Below are 23,365 nucleotides of genomic sequence, written 5' to 3' on the forward strand. Positions count from 1 at the left end.
ATGAGTGACTTGCCCGCCCCTCCGAATTCCGACGTGGCCGACCTGGAAGGCTACTACGACCGGTTCTACGTCCATGATGCGGGCGAGATCCGCCACCATCTGCAGCGGCTGGCGGCCGAGCGCAGCGCCCTGATCGTGCGGCCGGACGATACCGCCACGGCGCTTCCGACCATTCTGCTGAAGGCCGATGCCGGCGGATTCCTGATTGACGTGCCAGCCAGCCCGGCGGTCCAGCAGGCTTGGCTTGCCGCCCCGCTGCTGCGTTTTTCGGGCAGTCTGGACCGTGCCGCCCTGCGGTTTTCCTGCGGGCCGGCGCGCCCGGAGATCTTCGAGGATCGGCCGGCGTTCCGGCTGCCACTGCCGGAACGGATGTTGTATCTGCAGCGGCGCGAGTTCATCCGGCGCGAGCCGCCATTGGGCACCCTGATCTGCCGGCTGCCGGTGGATGAGGGGGCGTGCGAGGTGGATGCCACCATCCGCGACATTGGGGGCGGCGGTCTGGCGGTGCTGACGACCAAATCGGTGATCCGGCTGACGGTGGGGGATCTGCTGCGCGGCTGCCGTCTTGACCTGCCCGAGCTGGGCGAGGTCGAAGTCAATCTGTTGGTGCGGCATGTGCTGGCGCGCAGCCACCTGAGGCCGGATCTCACCCAGGCCGGCTGCGAGTTCGTGGAGCTGAGCGCGGCCGCCCAGCGCAAACTGTTCCGCTACCTGTTGCAGCTGGATCGGGAATTGCTGGCGCGGCGGCGGCGAACCCTGCTGGAGTGAGGCCGGCGCGCCGGCCCGGCTGGATGCGGGTAGAATGCGCGAAAGCCGGGGCATGCCTCGGCTTTTTCCGTGTCTGGCGCGTTCGCCTGCCGCGGGTGGCCCCGATGGCTGCCCGCCGAATGGCGGTGAATGTGCCGGCGCATCCATCCCGCGGCCCCGATGGCCGCACGTAGCAGGAGTATCAGGCCATGGGCCAGTCGGTCGTGGTGTTGGGCGCCCAGTGGGGCGATGAAGGCAAGGGCAAGATCGTCGATCTGTTGACCGAGGACATCGGCGCAGTCGTGCGGTTTCAGGGGGGGCACAATGCCGGCCATACCCTGGTGATCAATGGCCGGAAGACGGTGCTGCACCTGATTCCCTCCGGCATCCTGCGCGACGGCGCGCTGTGCCTGATCGGCAATGGCGTGGTGATTTCGCCGGCCGCGCTGCGCAAGGAGATCGAGGAACTGGAGGCCGCTGGCGTGGAAGTGCGCTCGCGCTTGAAGATTTCTCCGGCGGCGCCGCTGATCATGCCCTACCACATCGCGCTCGATCAGGCCCGCGAGAAGGCCGCTGGCGGCAAGGCCATCGGCACCACCGGCCGTGGCATCGGCCCAGCCTACGAGGACAAAGTGGCGCGGCGCGGCATCCGTATCGCCGACCTGCATTACCCCGACCAGCTGGCCGACAAGCTGCGCGCGGCGCTGGACTACCACAACTTCGTGCTGACCAAATACCTGGGCGTGGCGGCGGTGGATTTCGAGGCCGTCTATGCCGAGGCCCTGGCCTTTGGCGAGTATGTCGAGCCGATGAAGTCCGACGTGGCGGGCATCTGCCACGAGCTGCGCAGGCAGGGTCGGCGCATCCTGTTCGAAGGGGCGCAGGGGGCGCTGCTGGACATCGACCACGGCACGTATCCCTACGTCACCAGCTCCAACACCACCATCGGCGGTGCGCTGGCCGGTGCCGGGGTCGGGGCTGATGCCATCGACTACGTGCTGGGGATTGCCAAGGCCTACGCCACCCGCGTGGGCGGCGGCCCGTTCCCGACCGAGCTCAATGACGCGTTGGGCCAGACCATTCGCGAACGCGGTGCCGAATATGGGGCATCGACTGGCCGCCCGCGCCGCTGCGGCTGGATGGATATCGTCGCGCTCAAGCGTGCGGTGGCGATCAATGGCATCAGCGGTCTGTGCATCACCAAGCTCGACGTGCTGGACGGCATGGAGAAGCTGAAGGTGTGCATCGCTTACGAATACCGCGGCAAGCGCACCGAGTACGCCCCGCTGGACGCCCAGGGATGGGAAGAATGCACGCCGGTGTATCTGGAGTTTCCCGGCTGGAGTGAAAGCACGCACGGCGTCACCGAATGGGACAAGCTGCCGGCCGCTGCGCGCGCCTATCTGCGTGCGCTGGAGGAACTGGCGGGCTGCCCGATCAGTATCGTCAGCACCGGGCCTGATCGTGAGCACACCATGGTGCTGCGCGATCCGTTTGCCTGATCCCGGCACGAGCGCCGGTTAACCGGTGCTCGGCAAGGTCTGAACACGGCTGAAGCCGGCGGGAATCTCCGACCTGTGCGGAGATTCCCACGCCGGGCGGACGCTTACGCAAATGCGTCGAACAGACTGCCCACGGTGGCCCTGTGGGCGCGCAGGACGGCGGCATTGGCAGCAAAGGCGTAGACCGCGCTGCGGGCGTCGAGCGTGTCGGCGATCACCGCCGACAGGCCGCTGTTGTCGGCCTGGGTGGTGACGACCTGCGCCTGCACGCCACCGCCGGGAGCTTCTGACTGCACCAAGGCGCGGCGCTGAAACCCGTCGGTCTGCCGGTTGGCCGTGTTGGTGGCCGCGACCTCCTGCTGCCGGGCGGCGACTTGCATGCCGGATGCAGAAATGCCGGAAAGCGTCATGGCGGCCTCCATCGCAGTGGCTGGATGCGTTTGAATCTACCCCTATTGGTAGGCAAAAAAATGCGACTCAGGTTCACATTTGCAATGCCCGGCCTGTCAGTGCGCGGACGCAGCCGGTGACTGTGACGGATATCCTGTATCCATGCAGCACGCAACGCACGATTCCCGCACCCCCCATCCGTATCTGGAAGAACTGGTCAATGCCCTGACCCATGGCGTGGGGGCAGCGGCTGCGCTGGCTGCGGGGGCGGTGCTGGTCACCCTGGTGGCCTTGCAGGGGGATGGCTGGAAACTGACCGGTGCCGTCGTATTCGCAGTGGCCATGCTGCTGCTCTACACCGCCTCAACCCTCTACCACGCGATCAGCCACCCACGCGCCAAGGGGCGGCTGAAGGTGTTCGACCACTGCGCGATCTACCTGCTGATCGCCGGCACCTACACGCCGTTCACCCTGGTCGGGCTGCGCGGCCCCACCGGCTGGTGGTTGTTTGCCACCATCTGGACGCTGGCGCTGGCCGGCGTGGTGTTCAAGCTGTTCTATACCGGTCGGTTTCGGCGGCTTTCGACGTTGATCTACATTGGCATGGGGTGGCTGGTGGTGGTGGCGATCAAACCCATGCTGCATGCGCTGGACCGGGCCACGCTCGCTTGGTTGCTGGCCGGCGGCGTGGCCTACACGCTGGGCACGGTCTTCTACCTGCGGCCGCACTGGCGCTGGTCGCATGCGATCTGGCACGGCTTTGTGATTGCCGGCAGCGTCTGCCACTACGTCGCGGTGATGCGGCATTTGCTGTGAGGCGGTTGCTGGCTAAGGCGAGGCCAAACCGCGGCCGTCCCGGGCAGGGGCGCCCGCATCGGGACGGGTGTGTGTCTGGACGTGGCATGAGTACGCCTGCGCGCGATTGCAGATCAGCGATTGGATGCCGGCCAGCGGCTTCGATTTGATGCTCGTTGTGGCTGAAAAACGCAGCAGCCCCGCATGAAGCGGGGCTGCCGGGGGGGGCGAACGGGATGCGCCTGGTCAGTCCTTGTAGGCATCCACCGGGATGCAGGCGCAGAACACGTTCTTGTCGCCATACACATTGTCCACCCGCGCCACGGGTGGCCAGTACTTGCTCTGCTTGAGGCTGGGCAACGGGAATGCTGCCAGCTCGCGCGGATAGGCGTGCGTCCATTCGCTGGCGCCAACCCGCATGGCGGTGTGCGGAGCGTGCTTGAGCGGGTTGTCGGCGCGGTCCAGCTTGCCGTCGATCACGTCCTGGATCTCGGCGCGGATCTGGATCATGGCATCGATGAAGCGATCGAGCTCATGCAGCGATTCGGATTCGGTGGGTTCCACCATCAACGTGCCGGACACCGGGAAGCTCAAGGTGGGGGCATGGAAGCCGAAGTCGATCAGGCGCTTGGCCACGTCTTCGGCGCTGATGCCAGACAGCTTCTCCAGCGGTCGCAGGTCGAGGATGCATTCGTGCGCCACCAGTCCGTTGCGGCCGGTGTAAAGAGTGCGGTAGTAGGGGGCCAGGCGGCGGGCAATGTAGTTGGCATTGAGCATCGCCACTTGCGTCGCCTTGCGCAGACCCTCGCGGCCCATCATGGTGATGTACATCCAGCTGATCGGCAGGATCGAGGCGCTGCCGAAGCTGGCGGCCGACACCAGGGCGCCCTGGCCGGTACCGGGCGTGCGCAGTCCGCCTTCGCCAAACGCCTTGGGCAAAAACGGCGCCAGGTGTGCTTTCACCGCCACCGGGCCGACGCCGGGGCCTCCGCCGCCATGCGGGATGCAGAAGGTCTTGTGCAGATTCAGATGGGAGACGTCCGAGCCCCACTTGCCGGGTTTGGCCAGCCCGACCAGGGCGTTGAGGTTGGCGCCATCGGTGTACACCTGGCCGCCGTGCGCGTGCACGATCTCACAGATGCGCACCACGTCTTCCTCGAACACGCCGTGGGTGGACGGGTAGGTGATCATCAGCGCGGCCAGATTGGCCGAGTGCTTCTCGGCCTGCGCGCGGATGTCCTCAATGTCCACGTTGCCGTTGGCGTCGCACTTGGTGACCACCACCTTCATGCCGGCCATTTGCGCCGAGGCCGGGTTGGTGCCGTGTGCGGATTCCGGGATCAGGCAGATGTTGCGATGGCCCTCGCCGCGGGATGCGTGGTAGGCGCGGATGGCCATCAGGCCGGCATATTCGCCCTGGGCGCCGGAGTTGGGTTGCAGGCTGACGGCGTCGTAGCCGGTGATCTCCACCAGCATGGCTTCCAGGCTGCGGATCAGCTCAAAGTAGCCCTGAACCTGGTCGGCGGGCGCCAGCGGATGGATCTGGGTGAACTCCGGCCAGGTGATCGGGAGCATCTCGCTGGTGGCATTGAGCTTCATGGTGCAGCTGCCCAGCGGGATCATGGTGCGGTCCAGCGCCAGATCCTTGTCGGCCAGGCTGCGCATGTAGCGCAGCATCTCGTGCTCGCTGTGGTAGGTGTTGAACACCGGATGGGTGAGATAGCGGCTGGTTCGCAGCAGCGTCGTCGGGATCAGCGAGGGGGCGCTGGCATCGAGGGCGTCGATGTCGGGCAGCACGGCATCTTCACCACCGAAGATGCGCCACAGCAGATCGAGATCGGCGCGGGTGGTGGTCTCATCCAGCGAAACGCAGATCGAGCCGTTCTGCCGCACGCGCAGATTGGCCTGCAGGCGCTGTGCGCGCGCCAGGATGGCTTCTGCCTGGGTGCCGGCGTCGATGCAGAGCGTGTCGAAGGCGGTGTCGTGCACCAGGGTGTATCCAAGCTGGCGCAGGCCGGCCGCCAGGATGGCGGTGTAGCGTGCCACCCGCTGGGCGATGCGCTTGAGGCCATCCGGGCCGTGATACACGGCGTACATGGACGCCATCACCGCCAGCAGCACCTGCGCGGTGCAGATGTTGGAGGTGGCTTTCTCGCGGCGGATGTGCTGCTCGCGGGTTTGCAGGGTGAGCCGGTAGGCCGGGTTGCCATCGGCATCGACGGACACGCCGATCAGGCGGCCTGGCATCGAGCGTTTGAAGGCATCCCGGCAGGCTAAAAACGCCGCGTGCGGGCCGCCGAAACCCATTGGTACGCCAAAGCGCTGGCTGCTGCCGATCACGATATCGGCCCCCATTTCGCCCGGCGATTTCAGCAGGGTCAGTGCCAGCAGGTCGGTGGCGACCACGAACAGGGCGTTGTGCGCATGGATGGCCTCGGCGTCTTTTTCCCAGTCGGCGATCCAGCCGCTCGATGCCGGGTACTGCGCCAGGACGCCGAAGTAATCACCTGCAGCGATGGCGGCATGGACTGCGTCGGTGCCGCGCACCACGTTCACCTTCAGGCCCAGTGGCGCGGCGCGGGTCTGCAGCACTTCGATGGTCTGCGGGTGGGTATCACCGATCACCAGGAAGGTGTCGGACTTCGATTTCGCACTGCGCTTGGCCAACGTCATCGCCTCGGCGGCGGCGGTGGCCTCATCGAGCAGCGAGGCGTTGGCGATTTCCATCCCGGTGAGGTCGGCCACCATGGTCTGGAAGTTGATCAGTGCTTCCATCCGGCCCTGCGAGATCTCGGCCTGATACGGCGTGTAGGCGGTGTACCAGGCCGGGTTCTCGAGAATGTTGCGCAGGATCACGCTGGGGGTGTGGGTGCCGTAGTAGCCCTGGCCGATGAAGCTGCGGAACACGCGGTTTTTCTGCGCGATGGCACGGATCTTTTGCAGTGCCTCGACTTCGCTCACCGCCTCCGGCAGTGCCAGCGGCGACTGGTTGCGGATCGAAGCCGGCACGATGGCATCGGTGAAGGCTTCCAGCGAGTCGAAGCCGAGCACGCGCAGCATGTGCGCGATCTCGCTGTCGTTGGGGCCGATATGGCGTTCGAGGAAGGCGTCGTGGTGTTCGAGCGAGCGAAGCGAAGGCTGGGTCATGGCGGCATCCGGGGCGCGACTGCGCGGAAAAGGGATGCCCGCTCTGTCCTTCTGCCTGAGAGTTTGGAAGTGCGTGGACGGGGAGGGGGACCCACGCAACTTTTTGCCCCTTCGGCGCCGGCAAACCTAAAGGCTGGCCGATCTCTCCAGAGTGTGGTCACACGGCGGTGTTGGGCCTGAGCGATTCCGGGCGGTTGCGCCTTCGGCAGTGCGGCGGAAACCCCGCGCGCGCTTCTCCCTCCGTGTGCTGGCGATTATACGTGCCCGACCCGCCGAGGGGGCAGGCCGTACACTGGCGTGATGTCGTCGTCTCACCTACCTCCGCCCCGTCGCCTGACCCTGTTACTGGGCGGGCTGGCGATGTTTGGCCCGTTTTCCATCGACACGCTGTTCCCGGCGTTTCCGCAGATCGGGGCCCAGTTTGGCGCCGACGCGGTGGCGATGCAGCAGACTTTGAGCGTCTATCTGCTGGCCTATGCCGCGATGAGCCTGGTGCATGGCCCGTTATCGGATGCGCTGGGGCGCCGGCGGGTGATCCTGGCCGGGCTGGCCGTGTTTGCGCTGGCCTCGGCCGGTTGTGCACTGGCCACCACGCTGCCGCAGCTTTTGGCATTCCGCGCCGTGCAGGGCATGAGTGCCGGGGTCGGGCTGATCGTCGGACGGGCGGTGATCCGTGACGTCTTGCATGGCCCGGCGGCGCAACGGCTGATGAGTCAGGTCACGATGATCTTCGGCATTGCTCCGGCGCTGGCGCCGGTGTTGGGTGGCTGGCTGCTGGACTGGCAGCGTTGGCCGGCCATCTTCTGGTGGCTGATGGGGTTTGCGCTGGCGCTGTGGCTGGCGGTCTGGCGCGCGCTGCCGGAAACCCACCCCGCCGCGGCGCGTCGGGCCGTCCAGCCGCGGGCATTGCTGCATGGCTACGGACGGATCGCCCGCAATCCGCACTTTCTGCGGTTGGCGCTGGCGGCGGCGCTGCTGTTTGGTGCGCTGTTTATGTATATCGCCTCGGCGCCCGCCTTCGTCTTGCAGATACTGCGTCTGGACACCCGCAGCTTCGGCTGGTTTTTCCTGCCGATGATCGGCGGAATGATGCTGGGGGCGTGGCTGTCCGGACGCGCCGCAGGGCGGATCGATGGTCGGCGCCTGGGGGCACTGGGGTTTGCCTGCTGCGGGCTGGCGGCATGCTGGGCCCTGGTCTATCACCTGCGGGTGGCTACACCCGCGGTGCCGTGGGCGGTATTGCCGGTCAGCCTGCTGGCGTGTGGGATTGGTCTGGTGTTCCCGGTCATCACCCTCGCCATCCTGGATCTGTACCCGCACCAGCGCGGTAGCGCGTCGTCCTTGCAGGCGTTTGTCGGGCTGCTGGTGAATGTCCTGATCGCCGGCGTGCTTGCGCCGTGGCTTGGCGACAGCGGTCTGCACCTGGCGCTGGGATCGGCGGGGTTTGTGGTGGCAGGTGCGGCCATGTGGGTCTGGCAACGCCAGGCCGGGCATCGGGCGGTGCGCACGGCCAGCCAGCCGGCGGCATTGGAGCCGACCGACCTGTAGCCGTAGCCGTGCCGTGCTCAGGGCTGTCGTTTCGCCCGCTGGCGTTGCTGCCACAAGTACACCGGGACACCGGCCAGCAGCAGCACGGCACCCCACGCCAATGCCTCCATACCCGCCCCAGCCAGCGCATACAGGCTGTAGAGCAGGGCCAGTGCCGCCACGCTGCGCCCGCCGCCGTTGCCGCGGCGCAGCCAGGCGGCGCTGCTGGCGGCATAGGGCAGCAGGATGGCCGAGGTGGAGATCAGCAGGATGAAGGTAAACAGCGCCACCAGTGTGCGGCTGTAGCTGGCGATCACTAGCCCGGTGGCCAGGCTGCTGCCCACCAGAACGCCGATGACCGGGGTGCCGCGCGGATCGCAGCGGGCAAAGACCGACGGGAAGACGCCATCGCGGGCGGCGGCCAGTGACACCTGCGCACACACCAGCACCCAGCCGTTGATCGCCCCCAGGATCGACACCGCCGCCAGGGCCGCCATCGCCTTGCCTGCCGCAGGCCCCCAGGTGTGGGTGGCGGCCTCGGCCATCGGTGCGCCGGACGCTTTCAGCACATCGCCCGGGACCAGCCCGATCACCACCGTACAAGCCAGCAACGTGGCGAGACCGGCCAGCAGCGTGCCCAGCACGGTGGCGCGCGGGATGGTGCGGGCCGGATCGCGGATCGCGCCCGCCGGCACGGTGGCCACCTCCAGCCCGCACAGCGCCCACATGGTCAGGATGACGGTGGTGTGGATCACCTGCGGTAGCGACTGCCCGCTGGGATTGAACGGCACGTAGCGGTCGGGGCCGACCCACCACAGCGCTACCAGCCCAAACAGCAGCAATGGCAGGAGCTTGAGGGCGGTCAGCAGCACCTGCGCCCGCCCCGCTTCACGCAGGCCGGCAAGATTGATCAGGGTGCACGTCCACAGCGCAGCCAGTGCGCAGACTGCGGCCCGTCTCGGCGTGGCGGTCAGTGATGGAAACAGCGCGCCCAGACTGCCGGCGAATGCCACCGAGATCGCCGCCATGCCAGACCAGATCGACACCCAATAGCTCCAGGCGATGGCAAACCCGGGGGCTTCGCCGAACGCCTCGCGGGTATAGGCATATGGCCCGCCGGTGTGCGGCCAGCGCACCGCCAGTCGGCTGAACGTGGCCGCCAGCAGCAGGGCGCCGGTCAGGGACACCGCCCAGCCCAGCAGGCTGGCCGCGCCATACGGGGCCAGGGTGGCGGGCAGCAGAAAGACGCCGCTGCCGATCATGCTGCCGATCACCAGGGCGGTCGCCGCCCACACACCCAGCGGTCGCGGCGTCGTCACGGCGCGGTGTCCGCGCGATAGGCCGCGCGCAGCAGTTCGTGGAAATGGTGTACGCCGGTTTCGCGCAACGGATTGAGCCGGCCCGGCACATAACTGCCTGACGCCAGCCCACGCTGCACGTCTTCGCAGATACCGATGTCCTCGTGCTGCACCTGGTCACTGAAGGCCACATCGGCGTCGCGTCGGGCGTCATCGCCTTCGGCGTAGTAGCTGTCGAACACCACCCGGCAGCGCCCCACACCCAGCGGGATCACGGTATTGGTCTGCAGGCGGCCCGGCAGGATGTTGAGCATGGTATTGGGCCACAGCCAGTAATAGAGCGCATCGCCGTTGCCGTACAGCGACGGGGCGCTCTCCAGCGGGCTCCATTGCAGCGAATGCCAGCGCGACAGCTCGGTGCGATAGCTGCGGTAGTCGAGCAGCTGGTTCAGCCCCGGGTGCACGAAGGGCACGTGGTAGCCCTCCAGATAGTTATCGACATACACCTTCCAGTTGCAGTCGATGTCGTAGCTGACCCGGTGGTGCTGGCCGTAGCGTTCCAGCGCATGGCCTGCGCCGAGCCGTTCGGCGATGCCCTCGACCATGGCATCGAACGGAGGGGCCAGATCGGCATCCACCGCCGCAAACACCAGCCCCTGCCAGACCCGAACCGCCAGCGCCGGCAGCCTGACCGTGGCCATGTCGAAGCCTGCGGCATCGCGCATTTCCGGCGCTGCGCGCAAGCGGCCGTCGAGGGTGTAGGTCCAGCCGTGGTAGCGGCAGCGCAGATGCCGTGCACCATGCCCGTCGCATTGCGCGATGGGGCCGGCGCGGTGTCGGCAGACGTTGTGCAGGACATGGATCTGGCCGGCTTCGTCGCGTACGGCCAGCACCGGCAGCCCGGCCAAATCGGCGACCACATGGTCGCCTGGTTGCGCCAGCCGGCTGACATGGGTCACCAGTTGCCAACTGCGATCGAACACCGCACGGCGATCACGCGCGGGCATCGACGGGTCGGTGTAGTAGTGCGCGGGCAGCGCGCAGGCGGTTGCGGCCGGTTGCGGGGTGAGATCGGTCTCCATGGGCGCGGCTGCCAGGCGGGGATGGAGGGAATGGTAATCGCAGGGGCGGTCACCTGCCGTGTTCACAGCGGATGATGCTGGCGCTGGCGCACGGCCGGAGGTTGCGGTGGTTACTCCGGCAAGACCAGCGTGCCGGCGGCATCCACCAGCCCATGCTGGCGCAGCCAGTCCCAGGCGTGTTCGGCGTCCTGCTCGACGTAGGCGCGTGCCGAGCCGAGCCGGAAGGTGTACCCCCAGGCATCCATGTCGGCCCACAGGCGATGGCGGCCGACGCCGGGCAGGACGTCGGCCAGCAGGCCCTGGAGGACGCAGACCGCGTCTTCTTCGATCACCGAGTCGGTGGCATCGGTATGCACGCTGGCGCGTTTGTCCGGCGGCAGGACGATCAGATGGCCCGCTTCGTGCAGCAGGGAGTGCACCGGGGTGTCGGCGCGGGCATACACGGTGGTGCCGATGATGCCGGCCTCCGGTGCGCCCCAGTAGCTGCCTGGGATCGGGGCGTCCGGGGCCACCTCCACCAGGGTCAGGCCAAAACGCGCCAGCAGGGCGCGTGGCGCGTCCAGCCCGATGTCGGCCAGGCGCAGTACGCCGAGGCCAGGTTCGGCATCGGCGTGGGATGTCGGGTGGATAGCGCGGGACGGCATGACGGCAGCAGGCCGGGCAACGCCCGGCGGTGTGAGTCAGCCGTCCGCTGGGGGTGTGCCGGCGCGATCCGGCAGCGACACCGAAATGTCCAGCACGTCGTGGCCGTCGTCCTTGATCAGGTCGACCTTCACCGCGTCGGTGTCCACCGCCACGTACTTGCGAATCACTTCCAGGATCTCCCGCCGCATCAGCGGCAGGTAATCCGGCGCGTTGGCGGAGCTACGTTCCTGCGCGATGATGATCTGCAGCCGGTTTTTGGCGGTCTGCGCGGTGTTCTTCTTGGGTTTGAGGAAGTCGAAGATAGACATGCCTCACCCCCCGAAGAGTTTGCTGAAGAAGCCTTTCTTCTCCACCGTGGTGAAGCGCATCGGCCGGTTTTCGCCGAGCAGGCGTGCCACCGCGTCGTCGTAGGCCTGGCCTGCGATGGACTCGGGGTCCAGAATCACCGGCTCGCCCTTGTTGGAGGCATTGAGCACGTCGCCGGATTCGGGAATCACGCCGATGGTCTTGAGGCCCAGCACCTCTTCGACGTCGGCGATCGAGAGCATCTCGCCCTGTTCCACCCGCGCCGGGCTGTAGCGGGTCAGCAGCAGGTGGGCGGTGACTTCGCCATCGTTGCGTTCGGCGCGATGGGTCTTGGACGCCAGCAGGCCCAGCACGCGGTCGGAGTCGCGCACCGAGGAGACTTCCGGGTTCACCACCACGATGGCGCGGTCGGCGAAATACATGGCCAGGTAAGCGCCTTTTTCGATGCCGGCCGGGCTGTCGCAGATGATGTATTCGAAGCCGTCGGCCGCCAGGTCCTTGAGCACCTTTTCCACCCCGTCCTTGCTCAGGGCGTCCTTGTCACGGGTCTGGCTGGCGGCCAGCACGTAGAGGTTGTCAAAGCGCTTGTCGCGGATCAGGGCCTGCTTCAGCGTGGCTTCGCCGTGAATCACGTTGACGAAGTCGTACACGACGCGACGCTCGCACCCCATGATCAGGTCCAGGTTGCGCAGGCCGACGTCAAAGTCGATGACGGCGACTTTTTTGCCACGGCGGGCAAGGCCGGTGGCGAGGCTGGCGCTGGTCGTGGTCTTACCCACGCCGCCCTTGCCGGAAGTAACTACGATGATCTCAGCCAAGTGGGCATCTCCCTGATGTGTGGGCGGCGTCAGCCGAGTGCGGCCAGCCGCAGTTGTCCGTTGTCCAGCCAGATCTGCACGGGTTTGTTGTGCAGCTCGGCCGGGATGTCTTCCAGCACGATGTAATGACCCGCCACCGCCACCAGTTCGGCATCGAACTCACGGCAGAAGATACGGGCGTCGGTGTTGCCCTGTGCGCCGGCCAGAGCGCGGCCACGCAGAGCCCCATAGATGTGAATGCTGCCATCGGCCATCACCTCGGCGCCAGCGCCGACCGCACCCAGCACGGTCAGGTCGCATTGCTCGGCATAGACCTGCTGGCCGGAGCGCACCGGTGCGGTGTGGATCAGGCCGGGGCGGGAATCGGGGCGAGGGGCGGGCGGGGCGGCAGCCGGACGGGGTGCCTCGGGCGGCGGTGCTGGCGTCGGTGCTGTGTCTGCCGCCGCCGGCGGCTCGTACTGGGCGCGGAACTTGGCCAGCAGCGGCAGGCCCAGCGCCCGCGCCAGGGCATCGATCTCGCGGGTGCCATAGGCCAGCGCCACCGGCAGTACGCCGGCGTCACGCAGGCCGTCCAGCAGGGCTTGTGCCTGCGCCACGGTCGGCGGCTGGCGCAGTTCGCCGAAGTCCAGCACCACGGCGGCGCGCTCGAACAGTTTCGGAGCGCGCTGGACGCGCTCGCGCATTTCCTGGGTCAGCCGGGCCACGTCGAGCTCACGAATGCGCAGGTTGGCGATCCCGACCTGGCCGAACTTGAGCTCCCCGGCCTGGGTGTAACCAGCGGCCAGAGTCATGCGTGCGCCTCGCGCAGACGGGCGGGCGGGGCGGCCAGATGGGCATAGGGCCGCTGCAGCCAGGGCAGGTCGGGCAGCATGCCGCCATAGGTGTCCCGAACCCAGGCGTAGCTGCACAGCGGTTTCATCAGCATCGCGGCGCGGATGCCGTGCTCGGTCATCACGTTCTGGCCGACTTCGCGGAAACCGAAGCTGCCATGAAACAGCAGGGCATGGTCGGTCTCCGGCTGCAGGAACACTTCGCAGGCCAGCTGCGGGTAGCGCAGCTCGGCATAGCTTTGCACGTCGGCATACAGGGCGCGGCCGACACCGCCGCCGCGCCGGCGGCTGGCCACCGCAACGCGGTCGATATAAAAGAAATCGGGGTAGCGTTCGCGGAACCAGGCGAAGTTGACGCTGTCGTGTTGCGCCTGGGCACCGAAGCCGATCAGAAAGCCGGCCAGGGCGCCACCACGCTCGGCGACGCGGAAGTATTCGGCATTCTCGTAGAGGCGGCGCAGGCGCGCAGCATCCAGCGGAAGGATGGCCGGGCCGGCGGCATTGTTGAGGGCCAGGACGGAATCCAGCTCGTGCTCGCGCACGTCGCGGATGGCGATCGTCATTCCTGCAGGCTCCATTGACTGCTGCGGGCGGCGTGCCTGGGCGCGCCGGTCCGGGATCAGACTGGATTATTGCATGGGCCGGCGCTCGCCGGCCATGACCTTGGGGCCACGCAGATCGGGCGCGGACGGGTTATAAGGCGGCATGCTTGCCCGGATTCCGCATACCCGCCTGCTGCGTGCTGCCGGCCTGTTCACCTGGGCCATGGTCGGCCTGCCGCTGCTGTACTCCTGGATGGGGCCGCGTCTGCCCGGTGCTGGTGCGGAGGAACTGGCGCTGCATCCGCTGCCCTGGCAGGGCTGGGTGGCGTATCTGGCCTTTGGGGCGGTCTATGCCTGGCTGACCCGTGATCTGGGGCGGTGGCGGCGGCATCTGTCCGATTACCTGCTGCTGGTGCTGCTGACGCTGGCTGCCCTGGGGGTGAGCTATTACCACGGCTCCGGGCTGGGCAGCGTGTTGCTGATGGTGGCGGCCTGCGTGCTGCCCTGGCTGTTGCCGCTGCGCTGGGGGGTGATCTGGCTGCTGGTCAGTCAGCTGGCCGTGGCGCCGGTATTCGTGCGCTGGCTGGGCTTCCCGTTGCTGGAGGCACTGATGCAGTCGATGCTGTATGCAGGTTTTTCCGGCTTCGTGTTCGTGGTCAGCCTGATCGCCCTGCAGCAGGCCAATGCCCGCGAGGAGCAGCGTCGGGTCAATGCCGAGCTGCGCGCCACCCGCGCCTTGCTGGCCGACAGCGCGCGCGTCAACGAGCGCACCCGCATTTCGCGTGAACTGCATGATCTGCTGGGCCACCACCTGACCGCGCTCAGCCTCAATCTGGAAGTGGCCGGCCACCTGACGGAAGGGCGCGCCCGCGAGCACGTGCAGCAGGCGCATACGCTGGCGCGACTGCTGCTGACCGATGTGCGTGAGGCGGTCAGCCAGTTGCGCGAAGGGGGGGCGATCGATCTGGGGGCAGCGTTGCGGCCGCTGGGCGAGAACGTGCCGACCTTGCACATTCACATGGATATCGAAACGCCGTTGACCGTGGACGACCCTGAGCGGGCCCATGTGCTGCTGCGCTGTGCACAGGAAGCCATCACCAACGCGGTGCGGCATTCCGGTGCGGCCAATCTCTGGCTCAAGGCCTGGCGCGACGGTCTGCGGGTGGTGCTGCAGGTGCGCGATGATGGCCGCGGTAGCGAGCGCATCATCGCCGGGAACGGCCTGCGCGGTCTGGGTGAGCGCCTGCACATGTACGGCGGCGAGCTTGCCATCCAGACCCGGCCAGGCCAGGGCCTGACGTTGACCATGACCCTGCCGGTGGCGCCCAATGCCGCCGTCGCTTGTCCCAAGGAGTTGTTGCATGCACGCCAATCCGTCCCGACCGATCCGGGTATTTCTGGTGGATGACCAGACCCTGGTGCGCCAGGGCATCCGTTCGCTGCTGTCGCTGGCGGACGGCATCGACGTCGTGGCCGAGGCCTGCGATGGCCGTCAGGCGGTGGAGCAGATTCCCCAGGTTCGCCCCGATGTGGTGCTGATGGATATGCGTATGCCGGTGCTGTCCGGGCTGGAAGCGTTGCAGGCGCTGGGGAAGGCCGGGGCACTGCCGCCCACCATCATCCTGACCACCTTCGACGACGACGCGCTGGTGCTGGCTGGCATCAAGGCCGGTGCCCGCGGCTATCTTCTAAAAGATGTCTCGCTGGAACAGCTGGTGGATGCCATCCAGACTGTCGCTGCGGGGGGCTCACTGGTGCAGCCGGCGGTGACTCAGCGGCTGCTGTCGGGGCTGGAGCACATGCGCAACGAGTTCGTCAGCCTCGACCAGCCCGACCCGCTGACCGAGCGCGAGACGGAAATTCTGCGGCTGATGGCGTCGGGCTTTTCCAACAAGGAAATCGCCAACTCGCTGGGGGTGGCCGAGGGCACCATCAAGAATCACGTTTCCAACATCCTCAGCAAACTGGGGGTGCGCGACCGCACCCGGGCGGTACTCAAGGCGTTCGAGCTGCATCTGGTCTGATCCGGGCGAAAAAAGTGCCAGGCGTCGCGGATTTGTGGTGTCGCCCTCGCCCCTGACGCGCCCGGTTTGCTACCATCCCATGTCTGTGTGGCCGCGTGGCCGCCAAGGCCCTCTCCGGAGATTCCCGAATGACTCGCCTGCTCGAGATCCTGATTTCCCTGCTGATCGTGTTCACCCTGTATCTGGTGGTGGGCCTGCTGCTGCCGTCTTCCCGCTTTCTGGTGGAGAAGGCCGAGACCAACCGCAAGCTGACCATTGTGTTCGACACGCTTAACAGCTTCCGTCGCTTCAAGGACTGGAACCCGCTGGTGTTGCGTGACCCGAGCATGCAGCTGACCCTGTCCGGCCCGGAGGAGGGTGTCGGCGCGCGTCTGGACTATGCGTCCAAGAATGAGCGGATCGGTAAAGGTAGCTACAAAATCGTCGAGAGCGTTCCGCGCGAAAAGATCGTCATCGACATCGACAATATCGAGCGCGGCAAGAACAAGCGCACGGCCTTCTATCTCAAGCCGACGGGGCGCAATAACCGCAACGTCGAGATCACCCAGACTTACTTCGTCGATTACGGCTGGAACCTGCTGGGCCGCTATGCCGGCCTGTACGTGGCGCGCCACGTGGGTGACGACATGAAGCTGGGGCTGGCGCGTCTGACCACCATGCTGGCGTCGATCCCGAACGTCGATTACGCGGCCAACGGCAGCAAGATGTCCACCCCGCAGGTGGTCGATCGCCCGGCGGAAGACGTGCTGTACGTGAGCGCCGGCGCGGTCGAGCGCGGCAACGCCCAGATTCAGTCGTCGATCAACGCCAATAGCGAGTGGATCAAGCGCGTGATCGAAGCGAACGGGCTGGAGGCCGTGGGTCCGGTGCGCATCATCACCACCGATCTGGGTCGTGAGACCTACACCTTCGACGTCGCCCAGGTGGTGCGCCGCAAGGATGGTGGCCCGGTGGGCAAGATCACGCTGCAGGGCCCGGTGAAGTATGAGCAGGTCCCGGCGGGCCGTGCGGTGATGGCGTCCTACACCGGCTACATGGCCGAGCTCGACAACGTGCGCAATGCCCTGCGTGCCTGGGCGGCCACCCACGGCTACGACATCAAGGATCGCGCCTACGAGGATTACAAGGCGGGTGTGGCGGCCGCGTTCACTGCCGACGGCAAGTTCGACGTGTACTGGCCGATCAAGTAATCCAGGTATCCCGGATCCTCACGCAGACGCCGCCTTCGGGCGGCGTCTGTCGTTTGGGGTGTACGTCTGTGCACAGGCAGCGTCTGCGATGCACAATCCTCGCATGCATTCAGTCCCTCCCATGCGGGTGCGCTGGCGGCGCGTTCTGGCGGCGGCCGGCAGCCTGCTGGCCGCGCTGGCGGTGGCGGTATCGGCCTATGCCATGCATGCGGCGCACCCTGCGGCGCGTGAGCGTCTGCTGCTGGCTGCTGCCTTTGCGGTAGTCCATGGTGTGGCGCTGTCGTCGCTGGCGCCATGGGAGCCGCGTTTGCTTGGCCTCTGGGCGCTGACGATGCTGTTGGCCGGTGTTCTGCTGTTTGCCGGGAGTCTAACCGCTGCGGCTTTGCTCGGGGCGCCGACCGTGCTGGCACCGGTTGGTGGTAGCCTGCTCATCCTCGGTTGGCTGCTGCATGGCGCCGACCGTCTGCGCGATTGAGCAAGACGCCATGCCCCGGTATCCGCGCGGATTCGATGTCGAACAGGCCTTTGCCCATCTGTGCCGGCGCGATCGCCGGCTGGCGGCATGGATGCGCCGGCTTGGGCCAATCCCGGCCAAGTCGCACTGGCAGGCGCCGTTCGATCCGGTCGATGCGCTGGCGCGTGCCATCCTCTACCAACAACTCAGCGGCAAGGCGGCCGCCACCATCGTCGCCCGGGTGGAAGCCGCCATTGGCAGTGATCGTCTGCACGCCGACACCCTGGCCCGCGTGGACGATGCCACCCTGCGCGGCTGCGGCGTCTCGGGCAACAAGCTGCTGGCCCTGCGCGACCTGGCCCGGCACGAGGAGGCCGGTGCCATTCCCTCCTTGCGCAAGATGGCCGGCATGGACGATGCCGCCATCATCGCTGCGCTGGTGCCTATCCGTGGCATCGGTCGCTGGACGGTGGAGATGATGCTGATGTTTCGTCTGGGTCGCCCCGACGTGCTGCCGACGGACGATCTGGGGATCCGCAAAGGAGTGCAGGTGCTGGACGGTCTGCCGGCCTTGCCGAGCGCACGCGCCCTGGCCGAGCGTGGCCAGGGATGGGCGCCTTATCGCAGCTATGCCGCGTTTTATCTCTGGCGGATCGCAGAAGCCGCGGCATCGCCAGCCACGCCCGCGCCGGTGCGACCAGCGCGCGCTCGCGGTCGAACCTGAGCGTGGTTGACATCACGATCTTGGCGCCGGCCTGTGCCAGTAGTTGAGCCAGTGCTGATCGATGGCAGTGGGTCGAGCCCGGTCATCACAGCGCACACTAAAAAATCGGGAACTTGGCTGCACAGTCGCGTGTCAGTCATCAACATCACGACGCCTGTGATCCGGGCGGAGCCAAGGAGTGTGTGAATGCATAAACGATGGATGTCAGGGGTGATGGTGGGGGTGCTGTTGCTGTCGGCTTGCCTGCCGGTCTGTGCCCAGCAGGCGCCTGCCAGCGATGGCATTCGTACCGAAGCCCCCGTGGTGGTCCAGGGCGAACAGCCGGGGCCGGGCCTGTGGCTGGTTCGCAGCGGCAGCCATGAGCTGTACATCCTCGGCACGCTCACCCCGTTGCCTGCGCGGATGCAGTGGCAGACCGCACAGGTGCAGCGGGTACTGGCCAATGCCCAGGAAGTGATCCGCCCGCCCGGCGTGCGATTGGATGCCGATGTCGGCATCTTCCGCGGCCTGCTGCTGCTGCCCAGGCTGCTGGCGGCACGGGATAATCCGGACGACAAAACCCTGCGCGATGTGGTGCCGCCTGCCACCTACGCGCGCTGGCAGGTGCTCAAGGCGCGCTATCTGGGCAATGATGCTGGCGTGGAAAAACGTCGGCCGCTGTTTGCGGCGCAGGCGCTGTATGTTGCCGCCATCAAGAAAAACGGTCTGGCGTTGACAGATCCCTCCACCGCCGTGATCGAGGCTGCGATCAAGCAGCACCACCCAAAAGTGACGGTGGTGGAGCACACCATCGTGGTCAAAGACATCAAATCCCTGCTCAAGGAATGGTCACGTACCACGCTGGACGATCAGGCCTGCTTCGACAACACCCTGGCCTGGATCGAAACCGATCTCGATGCCATGCGTGCCCGCGCCAACGCCTGGGCCACCGGCGACGTGGCGGCGCTGCGCACATTGCCGCCGCCCTATCGGTGGGAGGCCTGTCGCAACGCGGTCACCGAAGCGGGCATCGGCAAACGCTTAGGGTTTGCCGATGCCTACGCCCAGGTGCGGAAAAAATGGTTGGACGCCGCCAGCGCCGCACTGGCGGCCAATCGCGTGAGTTTTGCCGTGCTGCCGCTGACCGATCTGCTGGGCCCGGATGGCTATCTGGCCGCCTTGCAGGCCAAGGGCTATACCGTGCTGGCTCCGGACGCAGACGACGCCAGCGACGAGTGAGCACAACGGGGGCGTCGGGGGCGGGTGGCTTGCAGCTGGCATGCCAGGGCCATCCGGTTTGAACCGCTGCCCGGCCGACGCGACAATGTTCGCCCTTTCACGCTGGAAGCCCCTGCCATGTCCATTCTTCGCATGACCGACCTCGACCTTGCCGGCAAGCGCGTGCTGATCCGGCAGGACCTCAACGTGCCGATCGATGAGTCCGGACGCATCACCTCCGAGCAGCGCATCCTGGCGTCGCTGCCGACCTTGCGGCTGGCACTGGAAAAAGGCGCGGCGGTGATGGTGATGTCGCATCTGGGGCGGCCCAAGGAAGGCGTGTGGAGCCAGGCGGATTCGCTGGCCCCGGTGGCAGCGCGGCTGGGCGAGCTGCTGGGGCGGCCGGTGCCGCTGGTGCGTGACTATCTGGACGGTGTGGCGGTGGCGCCCGGCGAGCTGGTGCTGCTGGAAAACTGCCGCATGAATGTCGGTGAGAAGGCCGACGACGAGGCGCTGGCCAAGAAATACGCGGCGCTGTGTGATGTGTTCGTGATGGATGCCTTCGGCACCGCGCATCGCGCCCAGGCGTCCACCCACGGGGTGATTCGGTTTGCGCCGGTGGCCTGCGGCGGCCCGCTGCTGATGGCCGAGCTGGATGCGCTGGGCAAGGCGCTGGAGCATCCGGCGCGGCCGCTGCTGGCCATCGTGGCCGGCAGCAAGGTCAGCACCAAGCTGGCACTGCTGGGCAACCTGGTGAACAAGGTGGATCAGCTGATCGTCGGCGGCGGCATCGCCAACACCTTCCTGGCAGCACAGGGCAAGCCGGTGGGTAAATCGCTGGTGGAGCCGGAGTTGATCGATACCGCCAAGCAGATCATGGCGGATGCACAGGCACGCGGTGCGCAGATTCCGTTGCCGGTGGACGTCGTGGTGGCACCGACGTTCGCTGCCGACGCCCCCGCCACTGTCAAAGCGGTGGACGATGTGGGCGCGGACGACATGATCCTCGACATCGGCCCGGACACCGCTGCGCAGTATGCGGCGATCATCGCCAAGGCCGGCACGGTGGTGTGGAACGGCCCAGTCGGCGTATTCGAGTTCGATGCCTTTGCCGCGGGCACCGAGGCGGTGGCGCGTGCGATTGCGGCATCCCCGGCGTTCTCGATTGCCGGCGGCGGCGACACCCTGGCGGCGGTGGACAAGTTCGGTATTGCCGAGCAGGTGAGCTACATCTCCACCGGCGGCGGTGCGTTCCTGGAGTTCCTGGAAGGCAAGACCTTGCCGGCGGTCGCCGCGCTGCAGGCTCGGGCCGGCTGAAGTCGATTGCAGGCCGCGGAGTTGTCGTTTGCCGGTGCAATGGCGTGGTAGCGTGAGGGCAATCTCACGCAAGACGATCCCGCGCCGCCATGACTGCTGTCGCTACGCCCGAACAACCCCGCCACACCCGTATCGTCGCCACCCTGGGGCCGGCCACGGATCCGCCTGAGGTGCTGGAGGCGGTGCTGCGCGCGGGTGTCGACGTGGTGCGGCTGAATTTCTCGCATGGCGATCCGTCCGCACAGGTCGCGCGCGGCGAGGCGGTGCGTGCGATGGCGGCCAAGATCGGTCACGAGGTCGGCATCCTGGCCGACCTGCCGGGCCCGAAGATCCGGATCGAAACCTTCGCGGATGGCAAGGTGCAGTTGCGTGCGGGTCAGCGGTTCGACCTGATCGCCAGTCTCAATCCTCCCCCCGGCGATGCCACCCAGGTCGGCGTGAGCTATCTGGAATTGCCGGCCGACGTGGCACCCGGCGATGTGCTGCTGCTGGACGACGGCCTGGTGCAGTTGCAGGTGCAGCGGGTCGAGGGGGAGCGCATCATCACCACGGTGCTGACTGACGGGGTGCTGTCCAACCGCAAGGGCTTGAACAAGCTGGGCGGTGGCCTGTCGTTGGGTGCGTTGACCGAACGCGATCGCGAGTTGATCGCCATTGCGGCGGGCATGCAGGTGGATTTCATCGCCGTCTCGTTCTGTCGCGATGGTGAGGACATGCACGAGGCGCGCCGGGTGGCCCGGGCGCATGGCAGTCAGGCCGCACTGGTGGCCAAGATCGAGCGTGCCGAAGCGATCGCCAATCTCGGCGAGATCATTGATGCCAGTGATGTGGTGATGGTGGCGCGCGGCGATCTGGGCGTGGAAATCGGTGATGCCGAGCTGCCGGGGTTGCAGAAAAAAATCATCCGCGAGGCGGTGGCGCGCGAGAAAGTGGTGATCACCGCCACCCAGATGCTGCAGTCGATGGTGGACAACCCCATTCCCACCCGGGCCGAAGTGCTGGACGTGGCCAACGCGGTGATCGACGGAACCGATGCCGTGATGCTGTCGCAGGAGACGGCGGCCGGTGCCTGGCCAGTCAAGGCAGTGGAGGCGATGGCGCGGATCTGTCGCGGTGCCGAACGGCAGTTTGCGTTCGATACCGATTTTGAAAAAGCCCGGCGCGGGCTGGAGCGCGCCGACCAGGCCATCGCCATGGCCACCATGTTCCTGTGCGAACACATCGGCGTGCGTGCGGTGGTGGCCATGACCGAGTCCGGCGGTACGGCGCGTTACCTGTCGCGGTTTCGCTCGTCGGTGCCGATCTACGCCATCTCCCACCATGCCAGTGCCCGCCGGCGCATGGCCCTGATGCGCGACGTGTTTCCGATGGATTACGACAGCCGCGGTCAGACCCCGCGCGAGGCCGCCCGTGGCAGTATCCGCAAGCTGGTCGAAGCGGGGCGCTTGGCGCCTGGCGATCGAGTGATCTTCACCAGTGGCGAACACATGCAAATCCGGGGCGCCACCAATACCCTGCGGCTGCTCGAGGTCGGGCCTGACGGTCACGCCACCGGGCTGGGCGATCTGTAAGGAAAGATCGAAAAAGCAACCGCCTGCGTTTGTTTTTCCAGGCCAGGCAGCGGTGATCGGCGGGGGCTGTAGAGCCTGACGCCGGGCAGTGGCGCTCAGACGGCGGGTATAATCCGCGCTTTCCCACCGTCTGCGAGCCGCCAGCATGAGTATCGAACAGCTTGCCGAAACCGCCCGCGCCATGGTCGCCCCGGGCAAGGGCATCATCGCCATCGACGAGTCCACCGGCACCATCGCCAAGCGCTTTGCCGCGGTCGGCATCGAGAACACCGAGGCCAACCGCCGCGCCTATCGCGAACTGCTGCTGACCACCCCCAACCTCAACCAGCACATTTCCGGGGCGATCCTGTACGACGAGACCATCCGCCAGTCCACCCGCGATGGCGTGCCGTTCGCCAAGTACATGGCGGATCACGGCATGATTCCGGGCATCAAGGTGGACAAGGGCACGCATCCGCTGGCCGGCTTCCCCGGCGAAGTGGTCACCGAAGGGCTGGATGGCCTGCGCGACCGGCTCAAGGAATACGCCGCCCTGGGCGCCCGCTTCGCCAAGTGGCGCGCGGTCATCACCATCGGCGAGGACATGCCTTCCGGCACCTGTATCGAGGCCAACGCCCACGCGCTGGCGCGTTACGCTGCGCTGTGCCAGGAGCAGGGCCTGGTACCGATGGTCGAACCGGAGGTGCTGATGGACGGTGACCACGACATCGAGACCTGCTACGAGGTCACCGAGGTCACCCTGCGCGCGCTGTTCGATGCGCTCTACAACCAGAACGTCATGCTGGAAGGCACCATTCTCAAGGCGTCGATGGTGGTGCCGGGCAAGGATTGCGAAGAGCAGGCCAGCGTCGAGGAAGTGGCCGAGGCCACCTTGATGTGCCTGAAGACCGCGGTGCCGGCTATCCTGCCGGGCATCGTGTTCCTCTCCGGCGGGCAGAGCGACGAGGCCGCCACCGCGCATCTGAATGCCATGAACAAGCTGGGCCCGCATCCCTGGCCGCTGTCGTTCTCCTATGGCCGCGCCATGCAGCAGGCGGCACTGAAGCTGTGGGCGCAGGACATGCAGGGCAACTACGCCAAGGCTCAGCAGACCGTGTTCGAGCGCGCCCGCGCCAATGGGCTTGCCGCCCTGGGGCAGTGGGAAGGCTGAGCGCAGCGTATTCCATCGCTGTCATGCTGTGAAAATGCCGGCGACGAGCCGGCATTTTCATGTCCGGCCCCAGCCGATGGCACAGGCGTGGTCTCATGCCGGCTGGCTA

Annotated in this window: 22 protein-coding genes and 1 riboswitch; of the genes, 13 read left to right on the forward strand and 9 right to left on the reverse strand. The window is 66.8% G+C overall.

Features of this window, described 5'->3' with window-relative positions; all coding sequences use genetic code 11:
• The gene (locus BUA29_RS00470) at positions 1-768 is read left to right on the forward strand and encodes a flagellar brake protein (RefSeq protein WP_178137875.1); all 768 of its coding nucleotides are present in this window, start codon (positions 1-3) and stop codon (positions 766-768) included.
• A gap of 188 nt (positions 769-956) precedes the next feature.
• On the forward strand, positions 957-2,249 hold the full coding sequence (locus BUA29_RS00475; RefSeq protein ID WP_072754667.1) for an adenylosuccinate synthase: 1,293 nt from the start codon (positions 957-959) through the stop codon (positions 2,247-2,249).
• A gap of 104 nt (positions 2,250-2,353) precedes the next feature.
• On the opposite strand, the gene BUA29_RS00480 is transcribed toward BUA29_RS00475, so the two are convergent.
• On the reverse strand, positions 2,354-2,659 hold the full coding sequence (locus tag BUA29_RS00480) for a hypothetical protein (RefSeq protein ID WP_072754709.1): 306 nt from the start codon (positions 2,657-2,659) through the stop codon (positions 2,354-2,356).
• A 142-nt stretch (positions 2,660-2,801) separates the two neighbouring features.
• On the opposite strand from BUA29_RS00480, the gene trhA reads away from it, so the two are divergent.
• On the forward strand, positions 2,802-3,455 hold the full coding sequence (gene trhA / locus BUA29_RS00485; RefSeq protein ID WP_072754668.1) for a PAQR family membrane homeostasis protein TrhA: 654 nt from the start codon (positions 2,802-2,804) through the stop codon (positions 3,453-3,455).
• A 225-nt stretch (positions 3,456-3,680) separates the two neighbouring features.
• Here the strand turns inward: trhA and gcvP are convergent, their stop codons facing one another.
• A complete protein-coding gene (gcvP, locus tag BUA29_RS00490; protein ID WP_072754669.1) occupies positions 3,681-6,581 on the reverse strand; it encodes an aminomethyl-transferring glycine dehydrogenase in 2,901 nt (966 codons plus the stop codon).
• A 33-nt stretch (positions 6,582-6,614) separates the two neighbouring features.
• Positions 6,615-6,741, reverse strand: a riboswitch (glycine riboswitch).
• A gap of 140 nt (positions 6,742-6,881) precedes the next feature.
• Here gcvP and BUA29_RS00495 point away from each other — a divergent pair.
• Positions 6,882-8,129: a multidrug effflux MFS transporter gene (locus tag BUA29_RS00495; protein WP_072754670.1), complete on the forward strand. Its 1,248-nt coding sequence runs from the start codon at positions 6,882-6,884 to the stop codon at positions 8,127-8,129.
• A gap of 17 nt (positions 8,130-8,146) precedes the next feature.
• On the opposite strand, the gene BUA29_RS00500 is transcribed toward BUA29_RS00495, so the two are convergent.
• The 7 genes from BUA29_RS00500 to BUA29_RS00530 all read right to left on the reverse strand — a co-directional run bounded on the left by BUA29_RS00500 (position 8,147) and on the right by BUA29_RS00530 (position 13,650).
• Entirely contained in the window at positions 8,147-9,427 is a 1,281-nt protein-coding gene (locus BUA29_RS00500; protein ID WP_245770467.1) for an amino acid permease, read from the reverse strand.
• Entirely contained in the window at positions 9,424-10,488 is a 1,065-nt protein-coding gene (locus tag BUA29_RS00505; RefSeq protein WP_072754671.1) for an aromatic ring-hydroxylating oxygenase subunit alpha, read from the reverse strand. Before BUA29_RS00505 ends, BUA29_RS00500 begins: the two co-directional genes overlap by 4 nt.
• Positions 10,489-10,598: 110 nt before the next feature.
• Positions 10,599-11,132, reverse strand: coding sequence for a hypothetical protein (locus BUA29_RS00510; protein WP_072754672.1), 534 nt, complete (start codon positions 11,130-11,132; stop codon positions 10,599-10,601).
• 36 nt (positions 11,133-11,168) lie between these two features.
• Positions 11,169-11,441, reverse strand: coding sequence for a cell division topological specificity factor MinE (gene minE, locus BUA29_RS00515; protein ID WP_072754673.1), 273 nt, complete (start codon positions 11,439-11,441; stop codon positions 11,169-11,171).
• 3 nt (positions 11,442-11,444) lie between these two features.
• On the reverse strand, positions 11,445-12,257 hold the full coding sequence (minD, locus tag BUA29_RS00520; protein ID WP_072754674.1) for a septum site-determining protein MinD: 813 nt from the start codon (positions 12,255-12,257) through the stop codon (positions 11,445-11,447).
• A gap of 29 nt (positions 12,258-12,286) precedes the next feature.
• Positions 12,287-13,048 (reverse strand): septum site-determining protein MinC, encoded by a 762-nt coding sequence (minC, locus tag BUA29_RS00525; protein WP_072754675.1) that lies wholly within the window; start codon positions 13,046-13,048, stop codon positions 12,287-12,289.
• Positions 13,045-13,650 (reverse strand): GNAT family N-acetyltransferase, encoded by a 606-nt coding sequence (locus tag BUA29_RS00530; protein WP_072754676.1) that lies wholly within the window; start codon positions 13,648-13,650, stop codon positions 13,045-13,047. The genes minC and BUA29_RS00530 overlap by 4 nt, the downstream gene beginning before the upstream one ends.
• 142 nt (positions 13,651-13,792) lie before the next feature.
• On the opposite strand from BUA29_RS00530, the gene BUA29_RS00535 reads away from it, so the two are divergent.
• The 9 genes from BUA29_RS00535 (at position 13,793) to BUA29_RS00575 (ending at position 23,256) form a co-directional block, all read left to right on the forward strand.
• Positions 13,793-15,037, forward strand: coding sequence for a sensor histidine kinase (locus tag BUA29_RS00535; RefSeq protein WP_072754677.1), 1,245 nt, complete (start codon positions 13,793-13,795; stop codon positions 15,035-15,037).
• Positions 14,991-15,653, forward strand: a complete 663-nt coding sequence (locus tag BUA29_RS00540; protein ID WP_072754678.1) for a response regulator — start codon at positions 14,991-14,993, stop codon at positions 15,651-15,653. Before BUA29_RS00535 ends, BUA29_RS00540 begins: the two co-directional genes overlap by 47 nt.
• A gap of 128 nt (positions 15,654-15,781) precedes the next feature.
• Positions 15,782-16,843 carry a GyrI-like domain-containing protein gene (locus BUA29_RS00545; protein WP_072754679.1) on the forward strand — a complete coding sequence of 354 codons (1,062 nt, stop codon included), beginning with the start codon at positions 15,782-15,784 and terminating at the stop codon, positions 16,841-16,843.
• 103 nt (positions 16,844-16,946) lie between these two features.
• A complete protein-coding gene (locus BUA29_RS00550) occupies positions 16,947-17,318 on the forward strand; it encodes a DUF423 domain-containing protein (protein ID WP_072754680.1) in 372 nt (123 codons plus the stop codon).
• A gap of 10 nt (positions 17,319-17,328) precedes the next feature.
• Positions 17,329-18,021, forward strand: coding sequence for a DNA-3-methyladenine glycosylase family protein (locus BUA29_RS00555; protein WP_072754711.1), 693 nt, complete (start codon positions 17,329-17,331; stop codon positions 18,019-18,021).
• 186 nt (positions 18,022-18,207) lie between these two features.
• Complete coding sequence (locus BUA29_RS00560) at positions 18,208-19,239, forward strand: TraB/GumN family protein (protein ID WP_072754681.1); 1,032 nt, start codon at positions 18,208-18,210, stop codon at positions 19,237-19,239.
• A gap of 117 nt (positions 19,240-19,356) precedes the next feature.
• Positions 19,357-20,535 (forward strand): phosphoglycerate kinase, encoded by a 1,179-nt coding sequence (locus BUA29_RS00565; protein WP_072754682.1) that lies wholly within the window; start codon positions 19,357-19,359, stop codon positions 20,533-20,535.
• A gap of 89 nt (positions 20,536-20,624) precedes the next feature.
• Positions 20,625-22,106, forward strand: a complete 1,482-nt coding sequence (gene pyk, locus BUA29_RS00570) for a pyruvate kinase (protein WP_072754683.1) — start codon at positions 20,625-20,627, stop codon at positions 22,104-22,106.
• Between the two features lie 145 nt (positions 22,107-22,251).
• Positions 22,252-23,256: a class I fructose-bisphosphate aldolase gene (locus tag BUA29_RS00575; protein ID WP_072754684.1), complete on the forward strand. Its 1,005-nt coding sequence runs from the start codon at positions 22,252-22,254 to the stop codon at positions 23,254-23,256.
• Positions 23,257-23,365 lie beyond the last annotated feature (109 nt).

It is taken from the genome of Thermomonas hydrothermalis, assembly GCF_900129205.1.
Classification (GTDB): Bacteria; Pseudomonadota; Gammaproteobacteria; order Xanthomonadales; family Xanthomonadaceae; genus Thermomonas; species Thermomonas hydrothermalis.

Coding starts and splice junctions, on each gene's coding strand:
- pyk (WP_072754683.1), top strand. CDS start 20,625: ATGACTGCTGTCGCTACGCCCGAACAACCCCGCCACACCCGTATCGTC.
- BUA29_RS00575 (WP_072754684.1), top strand. CDS start 22,252: ATGAGTATCGAACAGCTTGCCGAAACCGCCCGCGCCATGGTCGCCCCG.
- BUA29_RS00480 (WP_072754709.1), bottom strand. CDS start 2,659: ATGACGCTTTCCGGCATTTCTGCATCCGGCATGCAAGTCGCCGCCCGG.
- minE (WP_072754673.1), bottom strand. CDS start 11,441: ATGTCTATCTTCGACTTCCTCAAACCCAAGAAGAACACCGCGCAGACC.
- BUA29_RS00550 (WP_072754680.1), top strand. CDS start 16,947: ATGCATTCAGTCCCTCCCATGCGGGTGCGCTGGCGGCGCGTTCTGGCG.
- BUA29_RS00540 (WP_072754678.1), top strand. CDS start 14,991: ATGCACGCCAATCCGTCCCGACCGATCCGGGTATTTCTGGTGGATGAC.
- BUA29_RS00470 (WP_178137875.1), top strand. CDS start 1: ATGAGTGACTTGCCCGCCCCTCCGAATTCCGACGTGGCCGACCTGGAA.
- BUA29_RS00530 (WP_072754676.1), bottom strand. CDS start 13,650: ATGACGATCGCCATCCGCGACGTGCGCGAGCACGAGCTGGATTCCGTC.
- minC (WP_072754675.1), bottom strand. CDS start 13,048: ATGACTCTGGCCGCTGGTTACACCCAGGCCGGGGAGCTCAAGTTCGGC.
- BUA29_RS00505 (WP_072754671.1), bottom strand. CDS start 10,488: ATGGAGACCGATCTCACCCCGCAACCGGCCGCAACCGCCTGCGCGCTG.
- BUA29_RS00495 (WP_072754670.1), top strand. CDS start 6,882: ATGTCGTCGTCTCACCTACCTCCGCCCCGTCGCCTGACCCTGTTACTG.
- BUA29_RS00545 (WP_072754679.1), top strand. CDS start 15,782: ATGACTCGCCTGCTCGAGATCCTGATTTCCCTGCTGATCGTGTTCACC.
- BUA29_RS00535 (WP_072754677.1), top strand. CDS start 13,793: ATGCTTGCCCGGATTCCGCATACCCGCCTGCTGCGTGCTGCCGGCCTG.
- BUA29_RS00555 (WP_072754711.1), top strand. CDS start 17,329: ATGCCCCGGTATCCGCGCGGATTCGATGTCGAACAGGCCTTTGCCCAT.
- BUA29_RS00565 (WP_072754682.1), top strand. CDS start 19,357: ATGTCCATTCTTCGCATGACCGACCTCGACCTTGCCGGCAAGCGCGTG.
- BUA29_RS00560 (WP_072754681.1), top strand. CDS start 18,208: ATGCATAAACGATGGATGTCAGGGGTGATGGTGGGGGTGCTGTTGCTG.
- trhA (WP_072754668.1), top strand. CDS start 2,802: ATGCAGCACGCAACGCACGATTCCCGCACCCCCCATCCGTATCTGGAA.
- gcvP (WP_072754669.1), bottom strand. CDS start 6,581: ATGACCCAGCCTTCGCTTCGCTCGCTCGAACACCACGACGCCTTCCTC.
- BUA29_RS00475 (WP_072754667.1), top strand. CDS start 957: ATGGGCCAGTCGGTCGTGGTGTTGGGCGCCCAGTGGGGCGATGAAGGC.
- BUA29_RS00510 (WP_072754672.1), bottom strand. CDS start 11,132: ATGCCGTCCCGCGCTATCCACCCGACATCCCACGCCGATGCCGAACCT.